This is a genomic window from Bradyrhizobium sp. PSBB068 (assembly GCA_016839165.1).
In the GTDB taxonomy this organism is placed as follows: Bacteria; Pseudomonadota; Alphaproteobacteria; order Rhizobiales; family Xanthobacteraceae; genus Bradyrhizobium.
In genome coordinates, this window is the sequence record CP069300.1 from 642,143 (window position 1) to 664,233 (window position 22,091).

General features: G+C 64.7%; 22 protein-coding genes. 14 read left to right on the forward strand and 8 right to left on the reverse strand.

Annotated features, from left to right (window positions below; all coding sequences use genetic code 11):
- Positions 1 to 16 precede the first annotated feature (16 nt).
- The 3 genes from JQ507_02970 to JQ507_02980 form a co-directional block, all read right to left on the reverse strand.
- Positions 17 to 217: a hypothetical protein gene (locus JQ507_02970; GenBank protein QRI70516.1), complete on the reverse strand. Its 201-nt coding sequence runs from the start codon at positions 215 to 217 to the stop codon at positions 17 to 19.
- Positions 218 to 407: 190 nt separating this feature from the next.
- The gene (locus JQ507_02975; protein ID QRI70517.1) at positions 408 to 1,418 is read right to left on the reverse strand and encodes an aldo/keto reductase; all 1,011 of its coding nucleotides are present in this window, start codon (positions 1,416 to 1,418) and stop codon (positions 408 to 410) included.
- Between the two features lie 25 nt (positions 1,419 to 1,443).
- Positions 1,444 to 1,869: a PaaI family thioesterase gene (locus tag JQ507_02980; GenBank protein ID QRI70518.1), complete on the reverse strand. Its 426-nt coding sequence runs from the start codon at positions 1,867 to 1,869 to the stop codon at positions 1,444 to 1,446.
- Between the two features lie 55 nt (positions 1,870 to 1,924).
- On the opposite strand from JQ507_02980, the gene JQ507_02985 reads away from it, so the two are divergent.
- Both JQ507_02985 and JQ507_02990 read left to right on the forward strand, forming a co-directional pair.
- Positions 1,925 to 2,605, forward strand: coding sequence for a CoA pyrophosphatase (locus tag JQ507_02985; GenBank protein QRI70519.1), 681 nt, complete (start codon positions 1,925 to 1,927; stop codon positions 2,603 to 2,605).
- Positions 2,606 to 2,738: 133 nt separating this feature from the next.
- A complete protein-coding gene (locus JQ507_02990) occupies positions 2,739 to 3,935 on the forward strand; it encodes a hypothetical protein (GenBank protein ID QRI70520.1) in 1,197 nt (398 codons plus the stop codon).
- 117 nt (positions 3,936 to 4,052) lie between these two features.
- Here JQ507_02990 and JQ507_02995 read toward each other — a convergent pair whose 3' ends face one another.
- On the reverse strand, positions 4,053 to 4,352 hold the full coding sequence (locus tag JQ507_02995; protein QRI70521.1) for a hypothetical protein: 300 nt from the start codon (positions 4,350 to 4,352) through the stop codon (positions 4,053 to 4,055).
- A 195-nt stretch (positions 4,353 to 4,547) separates the two neighbouring features.
- On the opposite strand from JQ507_02995, the gene JQ507_03000 reads away from it, so the two are divergent.
- On the forward strand, positions 4,548 to 5,036 hold the full coding sequence (locus JQ507_03000; GenBank protein ID QRI70522.1) for a hypothetical protein: 489 nt from the start codon (positions 4,548 to 4,550) through the stop codon (positions 5,034 to 5,036).
- Positions 5,037 to 5,129: 93 nt separating this feature from the next.
- Here JQ507_03000 and JQ507_03005 read toward each other — a convergent pair whose 3' ends face one another.
- Positions 5,130 to 6,344: an EAL domain-containing response regulator gene (locus JQ507_03005; protein QRI70523.1), complete on the reverse strand. Its 1,215-nt coding sequence runs from the start codon at positions 6,342 to 6,344 to the stop codon at positions 5,130 to 5,132.
- 747 nt (positions 6,345 to 7,091) lie between these two features.
- On the opposite strand from JQ507_03005, the gene JQ507_03010 reads away from it, so the two are divergent.
- From JQ507_03010 to JQ507_03025, 4 genes are all read left to right on the forward strand, one after another.
- Complete coding sequence (locus JQ507_03010; GenBank protein QRI70524.1) at positions 7,092 to 8,039, forward strand: TAXI family TRAP transporter solute-binding subunit; 948 nt, start codon at positions 7,092 to 7,094, stop codon at positions 8,037 to 8,039.
- Positions 8,040 to 8,191: 152 nt separating this feature from the next.
- Entirely contained in the window at positions 8,192 to 10,300 is a 2,109-nt protein-coding gene (locus tag JQ507_03015) for a TRAP transporter permease (protein QRI70525.1), read from the forward strand.
- Positions 10,261 to 10,671: a DUF1850 domain-containing protein gene (locus tag JQ507_03020; GenBank protein ID QRI70526.1), complete on the forward strand. Its 411-nt coding sequence runs from the start codon at positions 10,261 to 10,263 to the stop codon at positions 10,669 to 10,671. The genes JQ507_03015 and JQ507_03020 overlap by 40 nt, the downstream gene beginning before the upstream one ends.
- 23 nt (positions 10,672 to 10,694) lie before the next feature.
- Complete coding sequence (locus tag JQ507_03025) at positions 10,695 to 11,501, forward strand: glucose 1-dehydrogenase (protein ID QRI70527.1); 807 nt, start codon at positions 10,695 to 10,697, stop codon at positions 11,499 to 11,501.
- A gap of 81 nt (positions 11,502 to 11,582) precedes the next feature.
- Here the strand turns inward: JQ507_03025 and JQ507_03030 are convergent, their stop codons facing one another.
- Positions 11,583 to 13,121 carry a sodium:proton antiporter gene (locus JQ507_03030; GenBank protein QRI70528.1) on the reverse strand — a complete coding sequence of 513 codons (1,539 nt, stop codon included), beginning with the start codon at positions 13,119 to 13,121 and terminating at the stop codon, positions 11,583 to 11,585.
- A gap of 167 nt (positions 13,122 to 13,288) precedes the next feature.
- Here JQ507_03030 and JQ507_03035 point away from each other — a divergent pair, with 167 nt between their 5' ends.
- The 4 genes from JQ507_03035 to JQ507_03050 all read left to right on the forward strand — a co-directional run bounded on the left by JQ507_03035 (position 13,289) and on the right by JQ507_03050 (position 17,826).
- On the forward strand, positions 13,289 to 14,053 hold the full coding sequence (locus JQ507_03035) for a hypothetical protein (GenBank protein ID QRI70529.1): 765 nt from the start codon (positions 13,289 to 13,291) through the stop codon (positions 14,051 to 14,053).
- Between the two features lie 126 nt (positions 14,054 to 14,179).
- Positions 14,180 to 16,087 carry a propionyl-CoA synthetase gene (locus tag JQ507_03040; protein ID QRI70530.1) on the forward strand — a complete coding sequence of 636 codons (1,908 nt, stop codon included), beginning with the start codon at positions 14,180 to 14,182 and terminating at the stop codon, positions 16,085 to 16,087.
- Between the two features lie 370 nt (positions 16,088 to 16,457).
- Complete coding sequence (locus JQ507_03045; GenBank protein QRI70531.1) at positions 16,458 to 16,730, forward strand: hypothetical protein; 273 nt, start codon at positions 16,458 to 16,460, stop codon at positions 16,728 to 16,730.
- Positions 16,731 to 16,734: 4 nt separating this feature from the next.
- Positions 16,735 to 17,826, forward strand: a complete 1,092-nt coding sequence (locus tag JQ507_03050) for an acyltransferase (GenBank protein QRI70532.1) — start codon at positions 16,735 to 16,737, stop codon at positions 17,824 to 17,826.
- 106 nt (positions 17,827 to 17,932) lie between these two features.
- Here JQ507_03050 and JQ507_03055 read toward each other — a convergent pair whose 3' ends face one another.
- Positions 17,933 to 18,628 (reverse strand): DUF1013 domain-containing protein, encoded by a 696-nt coding sequence (locus tag JQ507_03055; protein QRI70533.1) that lies wholly within the window; start codon positions 18,626 to 18,628, stop codon positions 17,933 to 17,935.
- Positions 18,629 to 18,869: 241 nt separating this feature from the next.
- Here JQ507_03055 and ispH point away from each other — a divergent pair, with 241 nt between their 5' ends.
- The 3 genes from ispH to rnhA are packed head-to-tail and all read left to right on the forward strand — an operon-like array spanning position 18,870 to position 21,279.
- Positions 18,870 to 19,844: a 4-hydroxy-3-methylbut-2-enyl diphosphate reductase gene (gene ispH, locus JQ507_03060; protein ID QRI70534.1), complete on the forward strand. Its 975-nt coding sequence runs from the start codon at positions 18,870 to 18,872 to the stop codon at positions 19,842 to 19,844.
- A gap of 5 nt (positions 19,845 to 19,849) precedes the next feature.
- On the forward strand, positions 19,850 to 20,830 hold the full coding sequence (locus JQ507_03065; GenBank protein QRI70535.1) for a homoserine kinase: 981 nt from the start codon (positions 19,850 to 19,852) through the stop codon (positions 20,828 to 20,830).
- On the forward strand, positions 20,818 to 21,279 hold the full coding sequence (gene rnhA / locus JQ507_03070) for a ribonuclease HI (protein QRI70536.1): 462 nt from the start codon (positions 20,818 to 20,820) through the stop codon (positions 21,277 to 21,279). Before JQ507_03065 ends, rnhA begins: the two co-directional genes overlap by 13 nt.
- A gap of 276 nt (positions 21,280 to 21,555) precedes the next feature.
- On the opposite strand, the gene JQ507_03075 is transcribed toward rnhA, so the two are convergent.
- On the reverse strand, positions 21,556 to 22,041 hold the full coding sequence (locus JQ507_03075) for a peroxiredoxin (protein QRI70537.1): 486 nt from the start codon (positions 22,039 to 22,041) through the stop codon (positions 21,556 to 21,558).
- Between the last annotated feature and the right edge of the window lie 50 nt (positions 22,042 to 22,091).

Sequence of the window (22,091 nt, forward strand, 5' to 3'; positions counted from 1 at the left end):
GCTTTTCGTGCTTGGCTCAGTCGTGCAGTTTCATGTCCCGGATCATCTCCTCGAACTCTGCACGCGTCGGCGTCGCCAGGGCAGCTTGCGGCGCGCTGCTTGCTGCGATGGGACCGTCACATTGTGAGACGTCGCGCCGAGGCTCGAGGATTGCGGTCAGGCTCGCCCAGCACACCAGCAGCGCGACCGTCCAGTCCAGTACATTGGTTGCCGTCATGGCAGCACCAGCATTGTCATGTGGCGATCGTGCAGCCGACGTGTCCCTTGCGCAATTCGGAAGCTACGAAACGTAACTTCGGCAAAACCGAGAGCCGGATCGGAAGTGCGCTCCCTCTCCCGCTTGCGGGAGAGGTGTAGCGAGCCTGCCGCTGAAACGATGCGAGCTAATTTCGTCGCCGTCGCCAGTGCTATCCGGTTCGAGCCCGTCGTCCTTCGATTGGGTACGCCGGATCGTTGAAGCCCGGCGTCGAGGGATGGCCCGACACCACGAGGCGGTCGATCAGGGCCTCGTCCTCGGCGGTGAAGCGGTAGTCGAGCGCGCGGATGTAATCGTCCCATTGCGCCTCGGTACGCGGGCCGGCGATCACGGCGCTGACGAACGAGGAGTTCAGCACCCAGGACACCGCGAACTGCCCGGCGGTGATGCCGCGACTCTCGGCGTGGCGCTTGATCTCCTGCGCAAGCCGCAAGGATTCCGGCCGCCACTCGGTCTGCATCATCCGCTTGTCGTTGCGCCCCGCACGGGTGTCCGCGGGCGGCGCGGCATCGGGCGCGTATTTGCCGGTCAGGACGCCGCGCGCCAGCGGGCTGTAGGGCACGATGCCGAGGCCGTAATAAGCGCAGGCCGGAAAGTGCTCGACCTCCGGCATCCGGTTCATCGCGTTGTAATAGGGCTGGCTCGCGACCGGGCGGTCGATGCCGAGCCGGTCGCAGATGTTGCAGATCTCGGCGACGCGCCAGGCGCGGTAGTTGGAGACGCCGAAATAGCGCACCTTGCCGGCGCGGATCAGGTCCCCCATCGCGCGCACCGTCTCGTCGAGCGGGGTCGCGTGGTCCTCCTTGTGCAGGTAATAGACGTCGATGTAATCGGTGCCGAGCCGCTTCAGGCTATCGTCGGCGGCCTGCAACACCCAGCGCCGCGACAGGCCGCCATGGTTCGGATCGTCGCCGATCGGGTTGGCAAGCTTGGTCGCGAGCACCCAGTTCGAGCGGCTGTTGGCAATCGCCCGGCCGACGACCTCCTCGGACTTGCCGCCATTATAGGCGTCGGCGCTGTCGATGAAGTTGATGCTGGCCTCGCGCGCCTTGGCCACGATCCGCGACGAGGTCGCTTCATCGGTCGGTCCGCCGAACATCATGGTGCCGAGGCAGATCGGCGAAACCTTCAGGCCGCTGCGGCCGAGCTGGCGATACTGCATCGATCGTTCCTCCCGGAATGAGGCGTCAACTCTCGTTCTTCAAGATCTTGAACACGCCGTTGGCCATCGCGATGCAGCGCTTGTCGACCGTCACCTCGGCCGTGATGAAGATCAGGCTGCGGGTCGAGCGCACCACGCGCGGCCGCGTCGTCAGGATCTCGCCGATCTTGCCGGCCTCGACGAAATGGGTGTCGAGCTGCACCGTCGCAAGCGTCGGTTTGCCCGAGACGAAGCGCGCCGCCATGCCGCAGGCGCGGTCGGCGAAGGTCATGATCACGCCGCCCTGCACCAGGCCGCGGCGATTGTGATGCTTGTCCTCGGTGATCAGCGCGAGCTCCAGCCCGCCGTCCTTCAACCGTTCCCACAGCGGGCCGATCAGCGTCAGGAAACCTGTGGTGTCGGCGACCTTCCAGCCGTCGGATTTGAGCTTGTCCGCGGCCTTGACCGTCATGAGATGGGGGTCCGTTGCTTGCAAATGAATGATCGTGTGATTGATCGAGGGAGGCATGCCGTTCCGCTCATTTCATCAAACGCTGTTGTGTTGTAGTCAAGCTCGATGGTCCGCACATTTGACGATTGCCACCCGGCGGAATATCGCAGAGCTCTGTGCCGCGTTCGCGCGTCAGGTCGCGGCCGATGCGGCGCCGACGCTGAAGCGCGCGGCAGTCGCGATCGCGCTGACCGAAGGTGACGACGGCAATGGCACCGCCTTCCTGCTGACCCGACGCAGCGCACGACTGCGCGCCCACAGCGCGCAATGGGCGCTGCCGGGCGGCCGCTGCGATGCCGGCGAGACGCAGGCGGAGGCCGCGCTGCGCGAGCTTCACGAGGAACTCGGGCTCAAGCTGTCCGAGCGCGATGTGCTCGGCTTGCTCGACGATTATCCAACGCGGTCCGGCTATCTGATCACGCCGGTCGTGGTCTGGGCCGGCGCGCATGCGGCGCTCGTGCCGAATCCGGACGAGGTCGCGTCCGTCCACCGCATCGGCCTCGATGCGATCGAGCTCGATGACGCGTTCACCTTCGTGACGATCCCCGAGAGCGCGCGGCGCGTGATCCGCTTCCGGCTCGGTGGCCAGCACATTCATGCGCCGACCGCCGCGCTGATCTATCAGTTCCGTGAGGTGCTGGCCGGGCGCAGCACCCGTGTCGCCGACCTGGAACAGCCGGTGTTCGCCTGGAAGTGACTGTCGTCCCCGCGACTCTCCCCGGAAATCACCGCATTGTGGCGAAAATTTCGGAGCCGATCGCGGCATCGGGCCGCCTGCGATCCGAACAATTCCGGGCTGACTTCGCAGCCGTGCTTGCTACAACGTGGCCATGCGCCCGCAATTGATTCGCCTGTGTCCTGGATTTGTCGCGTTCGCGCTGCTCGCCGGCGCGCCGTCTGTATTGGCCGGCGAGGCCGATGCGTTGCCGCCGTCCGTCGCCAATGCGATGGCGCAGGCCTCGCCGCAGGCGATCATGGACTATCGCCGCAAGCTGCAGGAATACGAGGAAGCGCGCACCGCTTTCGAGCAGGATGCAGGCGCCTATTGGGGCGCGATCGCCGACAAGCGGCGCGGCCGCAACGCCAAACGTCGCGACCGCGTGCAGATCACGCTCGACGATTACGTGCTGCAACAGCCGCCGGTCTATGAGGGACCGAAGCGGCCGGTCAATCCGGCGCCCGAAGAGGAAGGCGGCAAGCCGCCGCGTCCGCCGAAGACGATACCGGTGGTCTCCGACCTGATCCGGGCGGCGGCCGAGCAATTCCAGTTCACGCCGCAGCGGCCGTCGAGCGAGGTCGAGTTCAAGCGCGCCTATGCGCGTTACGCGCGCGCCGCAGGACTGACGCCGGAGCAGGCGGTGCGGGTCTATTCATTCGAGACCGGCGGCACCGGCAATTACGACGTGCAGGCCGGCATCGAGCATGGCGGCAAGCGCGCCATTTCCACCGCGATGGGCTACAATCAGCTGCTCACCACCAACACCGTCGAGCTGCTTGCCGAGCAGGGCCATGAATTCGTGCGGGATCTGACCGAGCGCGTTGCGCGGACGCAGGGGCCGGCGCGCAAGGCCATGGAGCACAAGCTCGCGGTGCTGAAGAAGATGGTCGCGTTCACCCGCACCGTGCCCGACGACTGGTCGGCGCATCAGCGCCTCGCCGACACCCCGCAGGGCTGGGCGTGTCACGCCATGGTGCTCGACATCGACATCGGCCCGATGCTGCAGACCCATAAGCTGCTGACCTCGGTGATCTTCGCCCGCAACAAGGGCTACGGCCGGCCGCTCACCGCGGCCGAGCTCGAGATGATGAACCTGACCGGCGACGGCACCGGCTTCGACATGGTGACCATGCCGCAGGCGATGCGCGAGCAGGTGCCGACCGCGAATTTCTTCCAGCGCTCGGGCTACGAGCGCAACCCGGTCGCGATCCGCCACAACACCGTGGCGAGGCTGCTCGCTGTCACCAACGAGCGCATGGACGTCAACAGCAACAAGCCCGGCGCCAGGGAATTGGCCGGCGCGTTCTGAACTTTGGCGAAAACCGTCAGGCATTCCGGTTCTGATTGAATCAGAACCGGAGCCCTGGGCTCTTCGCTCGACGCGTCTTCTTCACGCGAACCGGCGTCCACTTCGCTCGGAAACGCTCTAATTCGAGCCGAACATGAACTTGCCGTCGCCCTCGAGATAGGGCCCGGAGCGCATGTAGAGCTGGCCGTTATGGCCGATGAAGAACAGCGTCCCTTTCGGCACCTTCTTGGCGCCCTTCAGCAGCGTGTTGGCATTGCTGGTCCCCATCTTGTAGGCCCAGGTCTTGCCGTCCTTGTCATAGGCGTAGCCCATGTCGGTCTTCAGCTCCCAGGGCGCGGCTTCCTGCGCGAATGCGCATGTCGTCATCGCAGCAAGGGTCGCGGTCGCAATAAAGGTCTTGGTCAAAAAATGCGTCATGATCCACCTCCGGCCGAAAAACGGCGTCGTCCCCACGTTCTTGAACAAATCACGAACGGCGTTCGCGCGTCAATACGACAATCGGCGCGACCGCGCGCTGACATCAGCGACTTTGTGATTTCCCGAGTCAAGCTTGGCGACTATCTTCGCGTTACCGTTTACAAACGCTTCGATTGCAGGAAACACGACCTGGGGATGATCAGGATGAAGCACGTCATGAAGATTGGTATCGGTGTCGCTCTGTCGTTCATGGCGCTGGCGTCAGTCGCGCGGGCGGACGAGTTCAAGCTCTCCAACAACCAGCGGATCTCCTGCAGCCGCGGCCTGTCGGCCGGCAAGCTCAACACCTCGACCTGCAAGTCCTACGCCTATCTGTTCAACGCCAAGACCTCGGAATATTTCCGCTGCCAGGTCTCGCTGGCGCTGACGCGGGACAACAAGGAAGTCATCAACGTCCAGGCCGACGGCGGCTGCACCAAGAAGCCGCGCATCTTCGACACCGACGGCAATTATGCGTTCGACGCCACCGAGACCGAGCCGCCGAACACCAATTCGTTCTTCGGCACCGGCGGCTATGCGATCTGGGCCAGCGACACCAACACCCAGAAGGTCCGCGGCTGCATCACCATCTCGTCCGGCCTCGGCTCCGATATCTCGAAATGCCTCGACATGACGTTTCAGTGATGGCGGCGCTGATCGCGTGATGCGTTTGATCGCGCGCGGCGGGGCGCTGCGCGCGATCGATCGCGAAGCTCGGGCCTGACCGCAGGCGGTGCCTCAGGAGGCCGGCTCTTTCTCCGAGAAGTGCATGCGAGAACGGGCGAACTTCTTGACGCCCATCGGCTTGCCGAACAGGTAGCCCTGGACCTGATCGAAATCCATCTCGTGCGCGGCGAGAAAATCCGCGCGCGTCTCGACCCCCTGGGCGACGGCCTGCGCGCCGGCATCGTGGGCGAGCTCGACGATGCGCCGGCACACCGTCTGCTTCAGGCGCTGATCGGCGCAGCCGGTGACGTATTGATGATCGACCTTGAGCTGGACGAACGGAAAGTTCGGCAATCCCAGCAAGGACGGCCAGTTGGCGCCGACATTGTCGATCGAGATGCCGATATTGTGCAGGCGAACGCGCCTTGCGACCTCGACCGCAAGGTCGAGATTGTCGATCACCTCGGTGCTGTCGACCTCGATCAGCAGGCCGGCGAAAGCCGCATGGTCCGGAATCCGGTAGCAGAGCTCGCGCACCGCATGGTCGTCCGCGAGAAACGAGATCGGCAGATTGATCGAGAGATTGATCGGCCCGATCTGTTCGATGAGATAGCGCCAGTCCTCGATCGCGCGCTCGATCACGAACTCGGACAGTGCATGAAAATGCGGATCGCTTTCGTCGGGGATGAAGTAGGCCGGCGGCACGACGCCCCATGCGGGATGGCGCATCCGGATCAGTGCCTCGGCTCCGCTTGGAACCAGCGTCCGGAGATGAATCTTCTGCTGATACCACAGCTCGAGCCAGCCGGCCTTCAGCGCTTCGGGCACGTCCACCGCGGGGCTCGGCGCCGGTTCGAGCGGAAGCAATGACGCAAGACTGTCACGAAGGGTTCCAGCGCTGAACGGCGTGGACAGGGCCGGCAGCATGGCGATGCCGTACTCGTCGCCGATCTGGCGGACCGCCTTGACGATGATGGAGTCCGGTTGCCCGATGACGAGGACCTTGCCGCGATAGTCCTTTCTCACCAAAGTCTCGAGAATTTTACTGACTTCGATGCCGTCCACGGACACGCCGAGCACCAGAAGATCGGGCCGTTCCGCGTCCAGCACGGTGTCGAGTTCCAGGGCCTGGCCGCATTCGCTGGTGATGAAGCCGAGGTCTTCCAGCGCCTCTGCAAGGAAGGTTCGAAGGTGTTTTTTGCTGTCCGCAATGCACGCGCGCGGGGTCAGCTTGCGATGTCCGAACCATCCGGCTCGTGGTTGTGTGATGTGGCTGATGTGATTCATGCCCCGCCTTATCCGTAATTACCCCGGCTCGACTCGTACATCTAAGAACCCCGGCAATCATGGAAATTTCTGGTTCATACATTGATTGGCTCGCTAACCTTAAAGGATTCAATTCGAATCAAATGATGCTGGAATTGCCGCGTATCGCTGCGGTGACGGGTGCAACAAATGCGTCATCTGGCGTTCACGAGTGCGATCGCGCCCGACTTTGAACGTGCGCAGAAACGTTGCGCGCGTGTGCCATCGAGAGACGGTGTTAATGAATGTGTTGTCGCGTCGATGCGGGCGCGGATTTGCATCATTGTCGGACATCGGATCGCTTCGTGCGAACGTTCCGCAGGACAGCGCAAGCGAATCGCGGATCATCCGTTGTGTGATGCAGATGCCGTCATGCGTGACGTTGTCGTCGCCGTTCGCAACGTGCCCCAGACGTCGACCGTGCGTTCGTCCAGCATCGTAACCGGCACGGTCAGGAGATCGATCGCAAGGTAGGGGCCCGAGCTCGTCCGCATGTCGGCGAGGAAGAAGTCAACGCATCGAGCGCGCGCCCGACGGTCGACGTCCCGGACGGCTGCAAGTGATACCTCGCGGCGAGATTGCGCATCTTGCTCGCACGTGCGGAGCTCCGGTGCAGGTAAGGTGGTGCTGCCGTCAGGGATTTCGGCCGCGCATGCGTCATTTGGATGGGTTGACCCGGCAGGGGCTGTCCGGCCAATTTCCGGCCCGGCTTAGGGGAGAATAATGCTCATGAATTCAAGGTTGATGGCTGCCGCGATCGTGGCAGCCGGTGTTTTGTCGGCGCCGGTCGCGCAGGCCGAGCAGTTCATTAACGTGCTCACCGGCGGCACCTCGGGCGTCTACTATCCGCTCGGCGTCGCGATGGGGAAGATTTACGGCGAAAAGATCACCGGCGTGAAGACCCAGGTGCAGGCGACCAAGGCTTCGGTCGAGAACCTGGTGCTGCTGCAGCAGGGCCGCGGCGAGATCGCCTTCACGCTCGGCGATTCGCTGAAGGCCGCCTGGGAAGGCGACACTGAAGCCGGCTTCAAGACCAAGCTCGACAAGCTGCGCACCATCGGCGCGATCTATCCGAACTACATCCAGATCGTCGCCACCGCCGAAAGCGGCATCAAGACGCTGGCCGATCTCAAGGGCAAGAGCCTGTCGGTCGGTGCGCCGAAATCCGGCACCGAGCTCAATTCGCGCGCGATCCTCGCAGCCGCCGGCATGAGCTACAAGGACCTCGGCAAGGTCGAGTATCTGCCGTTCGCCGAATCGGTCGACCTGATGAAGAACCGCCAGCTTAACGCCACGCTGCAATCCGCCGGCCTCGGCGTCGCCTCGCTGAAGGATCTTTCGACCTCGAGCGAGATCAACGTCGTCGCCGTGCCGAAGGAGACCGTCGACAAGATCGGCTCGCCCTTCGTCTCGGTGATCATCCCGGCCAACACCTATACCGGCCAGGACAAGGACGTGCCGACCGCGGCGGTCGTGAACTACCTCGTCACCTCGAGCGCGGTGTCGGACGATCTGGCCTACCAGATGACCAAGCTGGTCTACGAATCGCTGCCGGAGCTCGCCAATGCCCATGCCGCGGGCAAGGAGATCAAGCTCGAGGCCGCCGCGACCGGCAGCCCGGTGCCGCTGCATCCCGGCGCGATCCGCTTCTACAAGGAAAAGGGCCTGATCAAGTAAGGCCGGTTGCTTCGAGCGTGCCATGGCCGGGCTGGACCCGGCCATGCATCTTTCCAAAGATGTTGATTTTTCGATGGATGCGCCGGGCGAGCCGCGCATGACGTGCAGCGGGGCGCTATAAACCTCGCGGGCACGGCGGGGGGACTGATTCAATGCAGCAGCAGGTTGCGAGCGAGCAGCCCATCAAGGTTGAATTCGACAATTTCGAGCATGGCTTCCCTGAAGGATTTGGTCCGGGCGCCTGGGGGCATCTGGCTTACGCCATCGGTCTCGCCTTCGCAGTGTTCCAGCTCTATGTCGCGGCCTTCAACTATCTGCCGAGCCAGGTGGTGCGCGGCGTCCATGTCGGCTTTCTGATCCTGTTGACCTTCGGACTGATCGGCAACTTCACCGCCAAGACCGATCTCGGCCGCGCGGTGAGCTGGATCGTCGGCGCGGCCGGTTTCCTCTGCGGGCTCTATCAGTGGATCTTCTACGCCGACCTGATCGCCCGCGACGGCGATCCGACCCACATGGACCTTGCGGTCGGCACGCTGCTCGCGATCCTGATCTTCGAGGGCACGCGGCGGCTGATGGGAGCGGCGCTGCCGCTGATGTGCGGCGCCTGTCTGCTTTACTGGTTCTTCGGCCAGTATCTGCCGTCGCCGTTCAATCATCGCGGCTATGATTTCGACCAGATCGTCACCCATCTCTCGTTCGGCACCGAAGGCTTCTACGGCGTGCCGATCTACGTCTCGGCGACCTACATCTTCCTGTTCATCCTGTTCGGCTCGTTCCTGGAACGCGCCGGCATGATCCAGCTGTTCACCGACGTCTCGCTCGGCCTGTTCGGGCGCACCCGCGGCGGCCCGGCCAAGGTCGCGGTGTTCGCCTCCGGCATGATGGGCACGATCTCGGGCTCCGGCGTCGCCAATGTCGTCACCGTCGGCCAGTTCACGATTCCCCTGATGATCAAGTTCGGCTATCGCCGCGCGTTCGCCGCAGGCGTCGAGGCCACCGCCTCGATGGGCGGCCAGATCATGCCGCCGGTGATGGGCGCGGTCGCCTTCATCATGGCGGAGACGCTCGGCGTGCCCTATTCGGAGATCGTCAAGGCGGCGGTGATTCCGGCGATCCTGTACTTCGCCTCGGCGTTCTGGATGGTGCATCTGGAAGCCGGCAAGCATGGTCTCGTCGGCATGAAGCGCTCCGAGATCCCGAGCGCCTGGAAGGCGCTGGTGGCGCGCTGGTACCTGGTGTTGCCGCTCGCGGCGCTGGTCTACATGCTGTTCGAAGGCTTCACGCCGCTCTATGCCGGCAGCATGGGGCTGGCGCTGACGGTCGCGCTGATCCTCGGCGCCAGCATCACGCTCGGCTTCTCCAACACCGTCGTGCGCTACATCTTCTGGATCGGCCTTGCGCTGGTGGTCGCCGCGGTGTCGCGCCACGGGCTCGAGATCGTCCCTGTCATCGGTGTCGTCGCCGGGCTGATCGTGATCGCGGCGATCACGCGCGGCGGCCGCGCCACGCTCAGGGCGTGCCGTGACTCGCTCGCCGACAGCGCCAAATCGGCGCTGACCGTCGGCATGGCCTGCGCCATCGTCGGCACCATCATCGGCATGATGACGCAGACCGGCGTCGGCACCATCTTCGGCAGCTGGATCATCGGGCTCGGCGCCAAGAGCCTGTTCCTGGCGCTGATCATGACCATGCTGCTGTCGATCCTGCTCGGCACCGGCATTCCGACGATCCCGACCTACATCATCACCGCGGCGCTGGCGGCACCGGCGCTCGCCAAGCTCGGCGTGCCCTTGATCGCGAGCCACATGTTCGCGTTCTACTACGGCATCATGGCCGACCTCTCGCCGCCGGTGGCGCTCGCCGCACTGGCGGCGGCGCCGATCGCCAAGGAGAATCCGGACAAGATCGGCTGGGAAGCGATGCGGATCGCGCTTGCCGGCTACGTCATTCCCTTCATCTTCGTCTATTCGCCGGCCTTGATGTTGCAGGGTGGCGATCCGATGGCGGCGCAACTCGGCTTCTACGGCGCGGTGGCGCTGGCGACCTTCAAGGCGCTGGTGGCGATCGCACTGTTCGGCATCGTCGCGATCGGCTTCCTGTTCACGCGGCTGAGCCTGATCGAGATTGCGGTTGCATTCGGTGCGGCGCTCTGCCTGCTCGGCGATTTTCCGTTCTCGGACACTGCGGGCTTCACGCTCGCCGCCGCGGTCGCGCTGTGGCAATGGCGGCAGCGCCCACGCAATGCGATGGCGGCGGCTTGAGCCTCTGCCTCACCTCGGCGGGGGTGGTGAAGACGCTGCAGGTCGCGGCCTTCACGCTCGCCTGGACGCATTCGATCGAGAAGACCGCCTGGCAGGAAGACTGGCTGGCCACGCCGGCCGGGCTGACGCTGCAACAAGCGCGTATCAAGGGCAGTGGCGCCGGCATGGAGCCGCCGCCGGAGGCGAAGCTCATCGGCGGCTGGTTGCAATGGTCGCCGCCGCCGGTGCCGAGGGCGGAGATCGTGCTCGGCAATTCCGGCGCGGCGGGCGAATGGCATCTTTGCCACGCGGGACGCTGCCAGACGCTATCGGAGATTTTCGGACATCCGATCGGTGCTAATGTCACCACGATGAGCGTTTGCGAGCCATAACAAACAACAAGGGAGAAAGACCGATGGATCGGCTCAAGGGCAAGGTTGCGATGGTGGTCGGGGCGGGCTCGATCGGGCCGGGCTGGGGCAACGGCAAGGCGACCGCCGTCACCTTTGCGCGCGAGGGCGCCAGCGTGTTCTGCGTCGATCGCAACGGCGCGGCGGCCGAGGAGACGGTCAAGATCATCACCGAGGAGGGCGGCAAGGCGGCTGCATTCACCGCCGATGTCTCGCGCGCCAGCGAAGTCGAGGCGATGGTCGCGGCCTGCCTGAAGGCCTATGGCCGCATCGACGTGCTCGACAACAATGTCGGTATCGCCGAGGTCGGCAGCGTGGTGGAGGTTGCGGAAGCGGAATGGGACCGCGTCTTCGCGGTCAACCTCAAGAGCGCCTATCTGTCGATGAAGCACGTCATTCCGGTCATGATCAAGCAGGGCGGCGGCTCGATCATCAACATCTCCTCGATCGCCTCGATCCGCCATGTCGGCATTTCCTATGTCAGCTACAATGCCAGCAAGGCGGCGATGAACCAGATGACGCGCTCGACCGCGGTCGAGTTCGCCTCCAGGCATGTCCGCGTCAATGCGATCCTGCCCGGGCTGATGAAGACGCCGATGGTCGCGCATTCGGCCGGGCTGGCGCAGAGCTACGCCAAAGGTGACGTCGAGGCGATGTGGCGCGCCCGTGACGCGCAGGTGCCGATGGGCCACATGGGCGACGCCTGGGACGTCGCCAATGCCGCGCTGTTCCTCGCCTCGGACGAATCGAAATATGTCACCGGCATCGAGCTCGTGGTCGACGGCGGCATCACCTCAAAGTCCGGGGCGTGAGCAACGAGTGCTCGCTTCACCTCTCCCAAGGGAGAGGTGAACCTCCGCTGCCGATCCAGTTCAACCCAAACTCTTCATGCGCTACGCCTCGACGCTGAGCTCGGCGCGGTCGAGCTCTTCCTCGACCAGATGGAAGGCGTCGTCGCCGATCGCCTCGCTGCGGCGCAGACCGAGCAGTGCCTGACGTGCGGCGGCGATGGCGCGGCGCCGCAGCGGATCCGCCGGCAGCTCGCGCGTACTCAACCCGCCATCGGTCTCGGCGCGCAGCAGCACGGCGCGGTATTCGAGCCGGAGGATCTCGGCCTCCTCGGACGGGTCGGAGTCGATCTCGTCGAGTGCGGCACGAAAGGCGACGCTGCGGGCGTGGGCGGCCTCGCGCCCGACCGGGTCATCGTCAGCGAAATTCAGCGCCAGGATCAGCGGCCGCAAGGTCAGGCCCTGGATCACCAGCGAGCCCAGCACCACGGCGAACGCGGTCAGCAGGATCAGGTCGCGAAACGGAAACCACTCGGGCAGTGCAAACGCCGCCGCCAATGTAACGATGCCGCGCATCCCGCACCACGACACGATGAAGCCGCGCTTCGGGGTCGGCACCGCCTCCACCACATGGGCGGGCAGCCAATGGCGCGCCTTCAGCGTGCGCAACAGCGCGCCGTAGGGCATCACCCAGAGGATGCGGGCGAGGATCACCACGGCGAGGATCGCGGCGGCGAAGCTGCAATATTTCCACCGCACCTCGGCGTCGAGGTCGGACCAGATCGGGCGCAATTGCAGCCCGATCAGCATGAAGGCGAGCACGTTGAGCACGAAGACGACGGTCTCCCACACCGTATAGGACGACACGCGCAGCCGCGCCGAGGTGCGGTCCGGCGCGGTGCGGGCGATGGTGATCGCATAGGCGATGATGGTGAGGATGCCGGACAGCCCGAGATGCTCGGCGGTGATCCACACCATGAAGGTGCCGCCGAACTGCGTGATGATCGCGCTCGGCGCCTCGGTGATGCGGCGCGTGATCATCATCCAGATCTGCGCGAACAAATAGCCGGCGGCAAGGCTGCCGACCAGCGCGACCGTGATGGACGGTATGAACTCACGGATCTTCATGTGCTCGGCGGCGACCAGGCCAACCGCGACCCGGTAGATCAGCAGCGCGCTGGCATCGTTGAGCAGGCTCTCGCCCTCCAGGATCTTCTGGATCCGGTAGGGCAGCTTGACCTGGCGCAGGATCGCGGTGGCGGCCGCGGCGTCCGGCGGCGCCACGATGGCGCCGAGCGCGATCGCAACCGGCCAGGGCATGTCCGGCCGCAGCCAGTGCGCGATCACGGCGACTGCCGTCGTCGTGACGCCGACCGCGACCACGACCAGCGTCGAGACCGGCAGCCAGTTGTTGCGGAGATCGCGCAGCGAGGTGTCGAAGGCGGCGTCGAGCAGCACCGGCGCGACGAACAGCGCCAGCGCCAGCTCCGGTTCCAGCGCCCAGGTCGGGGCCCACGGCAGCAACGTCAGCAGCACGCCGCCGATCGCCAGGAAGGTCGGGTAGGGCACCTTGATCCGCCGTGCCAGTGCTGACAGCGCCACCGCCGCGAGCAACAGGCCGATGATCCATTCGAACGTGAGCAAGGCGAACCCCCAAAGCGCGGCGCGCGACGTGCTGCTCCGAGTGCGACACCCGATTGCAGCCGATCGTCGCAATTGACGTATAATCCAGCGTGTGGTTTGGCGGCAAATGGCACCGCCCGAAATCGGAGCCGGTGGTACAGGCGCGGGATGTCTTGTCGGTGATGGGAATGCGACGCAACTCTGCAAATCTGGCTGTCGCGTTGATCTGCGCATGCCTGTCGGTCGCATCAGGCGTCGCGCGCGCGACCGGCAGCGAACCCGGCAAGGATGTGCAGGCCGATCCTGGCCCCTGCAATGCGGCGGTTGCGGCAGCCGATGACGACAGGATCGTCGAGGCCTGCGGCGCGCTGATCGACAATGAGAAGGCGACGAAGCCCGATCGCATCAAGGCCCTGATGGCACGCGCGGGCGCCTATGACCGCAAGCAGCTGATCGATCGCGCCATCGCCGATTACGACACCGTGCTCAAGCTCGATCCATCGCTTGCCGATGCCCACAATGCCCGCGGCGAGCTGTGGCGCCGCAAGGGCGACCGGCCGAAGGCGATCATGGATTTCGGCGCCGCCGTCAAGCTCAATCCCGATCACGCCGCCGCCAAGGCCAACTACAAATCGCTGTCGCTGGAGCTGGAGCGGATCGGCGCCATGATGGCGGTCGCCGGCAAGCCGAGCTTCGATTGCCGCAAGGCGCGCCGGCCGGTCGAGAAGGCGATCTGCGCCGATCCTGCGCTTGCCGATCTCGACCGCGAGATCGTCGCATCGACCTTTCGCACGGTGCGTGAGGCCGGGGATCCGCGCCAGGCGCGCGAACTGCAACGCGCGCAGGATGGTTTCATCGCCCGCCGCAATGCCGAATTCGGCAAGCCGGGTTATGACCTGCAAAAGGCGATGCGGGAGCGGTTGCGGCAGATCAACGGGGTCGACGGCAACTAGTGCTAACGTCCGTGAGTTTGCGGCTTGAATTATCGGTCAAGCCCATGACAATGACGGCCAAAGAGAGCCAACCATCCAGTCGTCATGCCCGGCCATGACGATGGAGTGAGGCGAGGGAGAGACGCGATGAACATCCAGCAGAGCCGGTATCATGAGGTGCATGCCCGCTCGCTTCGGGACCCCGAAGGGTTTTGGGCCGAGGCGGCGCGCGAGATCGACTGGATCGAGCCGGCGAAGAAGATCTTCGATCCCACCGTGGGCGCCTATGGACGCTGGTTCACCGGCGCCGTGGTCAACACCTGTTACAACGCGCTGGATCGGCATGTCGCCGGCGGCAGGGCTTCCCAGGTCGCGCTGATCCATGATTCCCCGCTCACCAACTCGATCACCAAATTCACCTATTCGGAGCTGCTGAAGGAGGTGCAGACGCTCGCCGCGATCATGCAGGATTTCGGCGTGGCCAAGGGCGATCGCGTCATCCTCTATATGCCGATGGTGCCGGAGGCCGTGGTCGCGATGCTCGCCTGCGCGCGGATCGGCGCGGTGCACAGCGTGGTGTTCGGCGGCTTCGCGGCCAAGGAGCTCGCGACCCGCATCGACGACGCCAAGCCGAAGCTGATCTTCTCGGCGAGCTGCGGCATCGAGCCCGGGCGCATTGTCCAGTACAAGCCGCTGCTCGACGAAGCGATCCGCCTCGCCGCCACCAAGCCGGATACCTGCATCATCCTGCAGCGGCCGCAGCAGGCGTGCGAGCTCACCGCGGGCCGCGATCATGATTGGGCGACGCTGCGCCTCGCCGCGTTCGATGCCGGCAAGACCGCGCCCTGCGTGCCGGTCGCCGCGACCGATCCGCTCTACATTCTCTACACGTCGGGCACGACCGGAATTCCGAAGGGCGTGGTGCGCGACAATGGCGGCCATCTCGTCGCGCTGAAATGGTCGATGGAAAATCTCTACGGCGTCAAGCCGGGCGAGATCTGGTGGTGCGGCTCCGACATCGGCTGGGTGGTCGGCCACTCCTACATCGTCTATGGCCCGCTGATCCACGGCGCGACCACGATCATGTATGAGGGCAAGCCGGTCGGCACGCCGGATGCCGGCGCATTCTGGCGTGTGATCAGTGAGCACAAGGCGGTTGCCTTCTTCACCGCGCCGACCGCGTTCCGCGCGATCAAGAAGGAAGATCCCGAGGGCAAGTTCATCCGCAACTACGATCTCTCCAGCTTCCGCACCCTGTTCCTCGCCGGCGAGCGCGCCGATCCGCCGACGGTGGAATGGGCCGAGCAGCAGCTCAAGGTGCCGGTGATCGATCACTGGTGGCAGACCGAGACCGGCTGGTGCATCGCGGGCAATCCGGTTGGCTTGGGCATGCTGCCGGTCAAGCACGGTTCGCCGACGGTGCCGATGCCGGGCTATCAGGTCGACATCGTCGACGAGGCGGCGAAACCTGTGCCGGCGGGCACCATGGGCTCGATCGTGATCAAGCTGCCGATGCCGCCGGCCTGCCTGCCGACGCTGTGGCAGCAGGACGATCGCTTCAGGGACGCCTACCTCTCGGAATTCCCCGGCTACTACAAGACCTCGGACGCCGGCTACAAGGATGAGGACGGCTATGTCTGGGTGATGGGCCGCACCGACGACATCATCAATGTCGCCGGCCACCGGCTCTCCACCGGCGGCATGGAAGAGATCCTGGCCTCGCATCCCGATGTCGCCGAATGCGCGGTGCTCGGTGTCAAGGATGCGATCAAGGGCGAAGTGCCCTGCGGCTTCCTGGTGCTGAAGGCCGGCGTCACCAAGGCGCCCGATCAGGTCGAGAAGGAAGTCGTGGCGCTGGTACGCGAGAAGCTCGGCCCGGTTGCCGCGTTCAAGCTCGCGATCACGGTGGGACGGCTGCCCAAGACCCGCTCCGGCAAGATCCTGCGCGGCACCATCAAGAAGATCGCCGACGGCGAGTCCTGGACCATGCCGGCGACGATCGAGGACCCGAAGGTGCTCGACGAGATCGGCGAGGCGCTGAAGGGCAAGGCGTAACCGCGATTGTCGTCGGTGCTTTGCTCTGTTCGGTGGAGAGACTGCCGGTGTGGCCACCCCTCTCCCTAACCCTCCCCCGCAATGGGGGAGGGAACCCTTCGGCTAGTGCCTCCCTGACGTAGAGCGAGTCGTGGGCGGCATGCGGTTGACGCTGTCTCGCGTCAGGTGAGCACGCGCGTCAGGCTCCCTCCCCCCTTGCGGGGGAGGGTGGGGAGAGGGGTGGCCCCGGGCGCGATGATCGATGCGCGCACCATCGCGCAATCGGGCCGCGTCTCGAAACGCATCCGGAAGCAAATCGGCCTTGATTTTGATGGATTGCCGGGTCATCCCGGCCTTTCAAACTCACAGGCCACCAGATACGGACCACCGGATGCGATCCATTTCCGCACGCGCGCCTCTCGCATTGCTGCTCGCACTGCCGCTGCTGGCAGGTTGCCTCGAACGCGGGCGATCGCCGATCGCGGAGAGCATGGGCGACGACGATCAGTATTGCCAGGCCGGCGGCAAGGTGGCGGTCGGCACGCCCGAATATGTCGCCTGCCGCAAGGACCGCGACGTCCAGCGCCAGAACGCCGAAGCCCGCACCGACCGGCGGCAGCGCGATCTCGGCGAATACATGATGAACAATCCGGACCGGCACTAGCGCGGTGATTGCGGCCCTGCCGGAACGCGACAGGATCGGAGAGCTCGACGGGCTGCGCGCGATCGCGCTTCTGATCGTCGTCATCTGGCACTATTTCGGCGCGCCGGACGGGCCAGCGAGCTGGCCGTGGAAATTGCTGCATGTCGGCCGCTTCGGCGTCGACCTGTTCTTTATCCTGTCCGGCTATCTGATCACCGATATCCTGCTGCGGCACCGCACGGCTGAGCGATATTACTCGGCGTTCTACGGCAGGCGTGCGTTCCGGATCTGGCCGCTTTACTACCTGATGTGCGCCTGCGCCCTGATCGGTTGGTATTTCGCGCTGAGCCCCGATCTGTTCGACACCCGAGGCGTGCCCGGCTGGCTGTATCTGTTCGGCTTGCAGAATTTCGGCATGGCCAAGGCACAGACCGATGGCGCCTATTTTCTGGCCGTCACCTGGTCGCTTGCAATCGAGGAGCAGTTCTATCTGCTGTTTCCATTGCTGGTCCGCAACATCCCGCCCGAGCGGCTGTTCGCGATCCTGCTGGTGCCGATCCTGATCTGCCCGATCGGGCGCCTGATCGACAGCGCGCTGCCGGACGCCTATGGCTGGTACGTGCTGCCGCAATTCAGGATCGATTCGCTTGCGACCGGCGCGCTGATCGCCTGGTGGCGCCTCTATCGCAAGCCGGATGCCTATATCTCCAGGCTTGTCGCAAACATCCTCAAATGGTCGAGCATCTCGCTTCCGCTGCTGTGGCTGTTCGGATGGAAGCGCTGGTCGGTGGCGTTCTCGCACACCCAGGTCGAGATCTTCTTCGGTGCGCTGCTGTTCGTCGTGCTGGAAAATCGCGGTTCACCAAGATTAGCACTGCTGCGCAGCTCGGCCGCGACCTTCTTCGCCAGAACCTCCTACGCGGCGTATCTCACCCACCACGTCGTCGTGTACCTGCTGTTCGCCGTGCTCCATGAGCCGAGAACAATCAAGAGCCTCGCCGGAATCTCGCTGACCTTCGGCGCGCTCGTGCTGACCTTCGGGCTGTGTGCCCTGAGCTATCGCTACTTCGAACGTCCGCTGCTCGATTTCGCCCACCGGCGCTTCTCGTTCGCCTGAGCGAAGGCGCGTGCGGGGATCATGGCTATTCGTGCCCCTAAAAGAAAAACGCGGCGGGGTGGCCCGCCGCGTTTGGTATCCGCTCGTCGCGCTGCGACGTCCGCGCCTACTCTTCGTCGTCGGCCTTCTTGCCGCCGATCGTCTTCAGCTTGGCGAACACGGCATCGACGTTGAGATCGTCGTGCCGCTCGATCGGCTGATCGTCGAGCTCGTCCTTGCGCGTGGTCTCGGAGGCCGGCAGCAGCGTGGCGCCGCCATAGACGGTCGTGGTCGGCTTCTCCTTGGCGGCGCGCTGCACCTCGAAATCGAGCTCGATCTGCGAGCACAGGCCGAGCGTCACCGGGTCCATCGGGGTCAGCGTCGAGGCGTTCCAGTGGGTGCGGTCGCGCACGCTCGCGATCGTGGTCTTGGTGGTGCCGACCAGCCGCATGATCTGGGCGTCCTTGAGCTCGGGATGGTTGCGCACCAGCCAGAGGATCGCGCTCGGCCGCTCATGGCGGCGCGACACCGGGGTGTAGCGCGGGCCCTTCTTCTTGGCGGCGGAGGGCAGCACCACCTTGCTCTCCTGGAGCCTGAGGCGATAGTTCTGGTCGCGTTCGCCGCGCTCGATCTCCTCGCGCGTCAGCTGGCCGTTGGAAATCGGGTCCATGCCCTTGATGCCCTGGGCGGCGTCACCGTCGGCGATGGCGCGGACCTCGAGGGGGTGCATCTTGGTAAAATCGGCCACCTGATCGAAGGTCAGGGCGGTATTGTCGACCAACCACACGGCAGTCGCCTTCGGCATCAGCGGTGCGTTGCTCATGGCAAATCTCCTTTGTGCTTCGCCCACCTCTGTCGAGGCGAAGCTGGTAGTCATCGGCGATGACGGGAATTATGCCGCCTATATAAGCCCTCCGGGGGGAATGGCGCAATGGGCCAGCAAAATCGCCTTGACAGCGCCCGAAAGCAGTCCCAAGTCCTTACCTTAACTGGCCGTTCCCCGCCCGCCGGCGAGGGGTGATTCGGTCCCGAAATTGCCCCGACACAGCCCCGAGACCAGCCCGATGTCAGCGAAAAAACCCGATCTTAAAATCGTGCTTTGTTCCCCCCGCGGCTTTTGCGCCGGGGTGGTCCGCGCCATCGACACGGTGGAACGCGCCCTCACCATCTATGGCGCCCCGGTCTATGTCCGGCACGAGATCGTGCATAACAAGTACGTGGTGGACAGCCTGAAGACCAAAGGCGCCATTTTCGTCGAGGAATTGTCCGAAATCCCCGACGAAACCAACGCCCCGGTGGTGTTTTCGGCTCATGGTGTGCCGAAATCGGTTCCGGCCGAGGCCAAATCCCGCAATTTCTTCTCGCTGGACGCGACCTGCCCGCTGGTGACCAAGGTGCACCGCGAGGCGGCGATCCATTTCAAGCGCGGCCGCGAGATCCTCTTGATCGGGCATTCCCACCATCCGGAGGTGGTCGGCACCCTGGGCCAGCTGCCGGAGGGCGCCGTGACCCTGATCGAGACCGCCGAGGATGCCAAAACCTTCGTCCCGAAGGATCCCGACAATCTCGCCTTTGTGACCCAGACCACGCTGTCGATCGATGACACCGCGGAGATCGTGGCGCTGCTCAAGCAGCGCTTCCCGAACGTCAACGGGCCTCACAAGGAAGACATCTGCTACGCCACCACCAACCGCCAGCTTGCGGTCAAGAAGGTGGCGCCGGTGGTCGATGCCCTGATCGTGGTCGGCGCGCCGAACTCGTCGAACTCGCAGCGCCTGCGCGAGGTCGCCGAGCGCGAGGGCTGCCCGGTTGCGATCCTGGCGCAGCGGGCCAGCGACATCGACTGGGCGCGCTTCGAAGGCATCAAGAGCCTCGGCATCACCGCTGGCGCTTCGGCGCCGGAGGTGATCGTCGAGGAGATCATGGGCGCGTTTGCCGAGCGCTACCAACTGCACGTGGAGACGGTCTCGGCCGCGGAAGAGAACGAGTTCTTCCCGCTGCCCCGCTCGCTGCGGCCCGACGCTGCCGCGGCGGAATAGACCATATGGCGGTCTACACCGACGTTGCCGCCGAAGATCTCGCGGAATTCCTCAAAAGCTACGACATCGGCGAATTGCTCTCCTACAAGGGCATCGCCGAGGGTGTCGAGAATTCGAACTTCCTGCTGCACACCAGCCAGGGCGCCTACATCCTCACGCTCTATGAGAAGCGCGTGGCGGAGGACGACCTGCCGTATTTCCTGTCGCTGATGGCGCATCTCGCCGAGCGCGGCGTGTCGTGCCCGCAGCCGGCGCGCAACCGTAAGGACGAGGTCACCAGCCGGCTCGCCGGCCGGCCGGCGGTGATCATCAACTTCCTCGAGGGCGTGTGGCCGCGGCGGCCGAACGTCGCGCATTGCTCAGGGGTCGGCGAGGCGCTGGCCAAAATGCATCTCGCGGGTGCCGACTTTCCGCTGGTGCGCAGGAATCCGCTGTCGGTGTCCGGCTGGCGGCCGCTGTTCGATCTCGCTGCCGCGCGCGCCGACAGCGTGCAGGTGGGCCTGCACGACTTCATCGCGCGCGAGCTCGATCATCTCGAAGCCTCCTGGCCGACCGATCTGCCGGTCGGCGTCATCCATGCCGATCTGTTTCCCGACAACGTGTTCTTCCTCGGCGACAGACTGTCGGGCCTGATCGACTTCCCGTTCGCCTGCAACGACATCCTGGCCTACGACGTCGCGATCTGCCTCAACGCCTGGTGCTTCGAGCCGGATCATTCCTTCAATGTCACCAAGGCGCGCGCGCTGCTCAACGCCTATGGCCGCGAGCGGCCATTGTCGGCGGCGGAGGAAGCAGCGCTGCCGCTGCTCGCGCGCGGTGCGTCGATGCGCTTCCTGCTGACGCGGCTGGTCGATTTCCTCAACGTGCCCGAGGGCGCGCTGGTGCAGCCGAAGGACCCGCTGGAATATGTCCGCAAGCTGCGCTTCCAGCAGAATGTCGCGAGCCTGAACGACTATGGCATCACGCCGGCCGGATGCGCGGCGTGAGCGACAAGCCGCATGTGACGGTATTCACCGATGGTGCCTGCTCCGGAAATCCCGGACCGGGCGGCTGGGGCGCGATCCTGCGGTTCGGCGACGTCGAAAAGGAATTGAAGGGCGGCGAGGCGCACACCACCAACAACCGCATGGAGCTGATGGCGGCGATCTCGGCGCTGGAAGCTCTGAAGAAGCCGTGCGTGGTCGACGTCACCACCGACAGCCAGTATGTCCGCCAGGGCATCACCGGTTGGATCCATGGCTGGAAGCGCAATGGCTGGCGCACCGCCGACAAGAAGCCGGTCAAGAATGTCGAGCTGTGGCAGCGCCTCGACGCCGCGCTGAAGCCGCATGAGGTGCGCTGGCACTGGATCAAGGGCCATGCCGGCCACGCCGAGAACGAACGCGCCGACGAGCTCGCGCGCGAGGGCGTGGCGATGGCGAAGCTGAAGGGGTAGGGGCGCGCTGGCGGTGCGAACCGTCTGCGTAGCGTGGGTAGAGCGCAGCTAAACCCACGATCTCCATCCGCGGCACGAAGTTGATGGGTTTCGCTGTGCTCTACCCATCCTGCAATTCCGCGATCACAGCTATCGCCAATCCCTAAACTGTCATCGCCCGCGAAAGCGGGCGATCCAGTACTCCAGAGATGGTGGTGCTTGAGCCGAGAGGCCGCGGCGTACTGGATCGCCCGGTCAAGCCGGGCGACGACAGCTCAGGTGCGGCGAAAGCTCAGCTCAGAGCTGCCCGAGCAGCGTGTCGCCGCCGGAGACTTCGACCTTGCCCGGAGCCGGCTCCTTGTTGAGCTTCTTCACCACGCCGTCCTCGACCAGCATCGAGTAGCGGTGGGAGCGGATGCCGAGGCCGTTGCCGGAGGCGTCGAGCTCCATGCCGATCGCCTTGGTGAAGTCGGCATTGCCGTCGGCCAGGAAGACCGCCTCGTCGCGCTGGTCGGTGTCGCGCTTCCAGGCATTCATCACGAAGGCGTCGTTGACCGAGACGATCGCGATGGTGTCGATTCCCTTGTTCTTCAGGGCATAGGCGTTGAGGAAGATGCTCGGCAGATGCATCTTGTGGCAGGTGCCGGTGTAGGCGCCGGGCACCGCGAACAGCGCGACCTTCTTGCCCTTGAAGATGTCGTCGGTGGTCTTGACCTGCGGACCCTCGGCGGTCATCACGCGAAACTTGGTTTCCGGCAGCTTGTCGCCAACATTGATCGTCATCGGTGTTCTCCCTCGGTGAAGCGGAATTGTCTTAAACCCGGCTGCGGAAT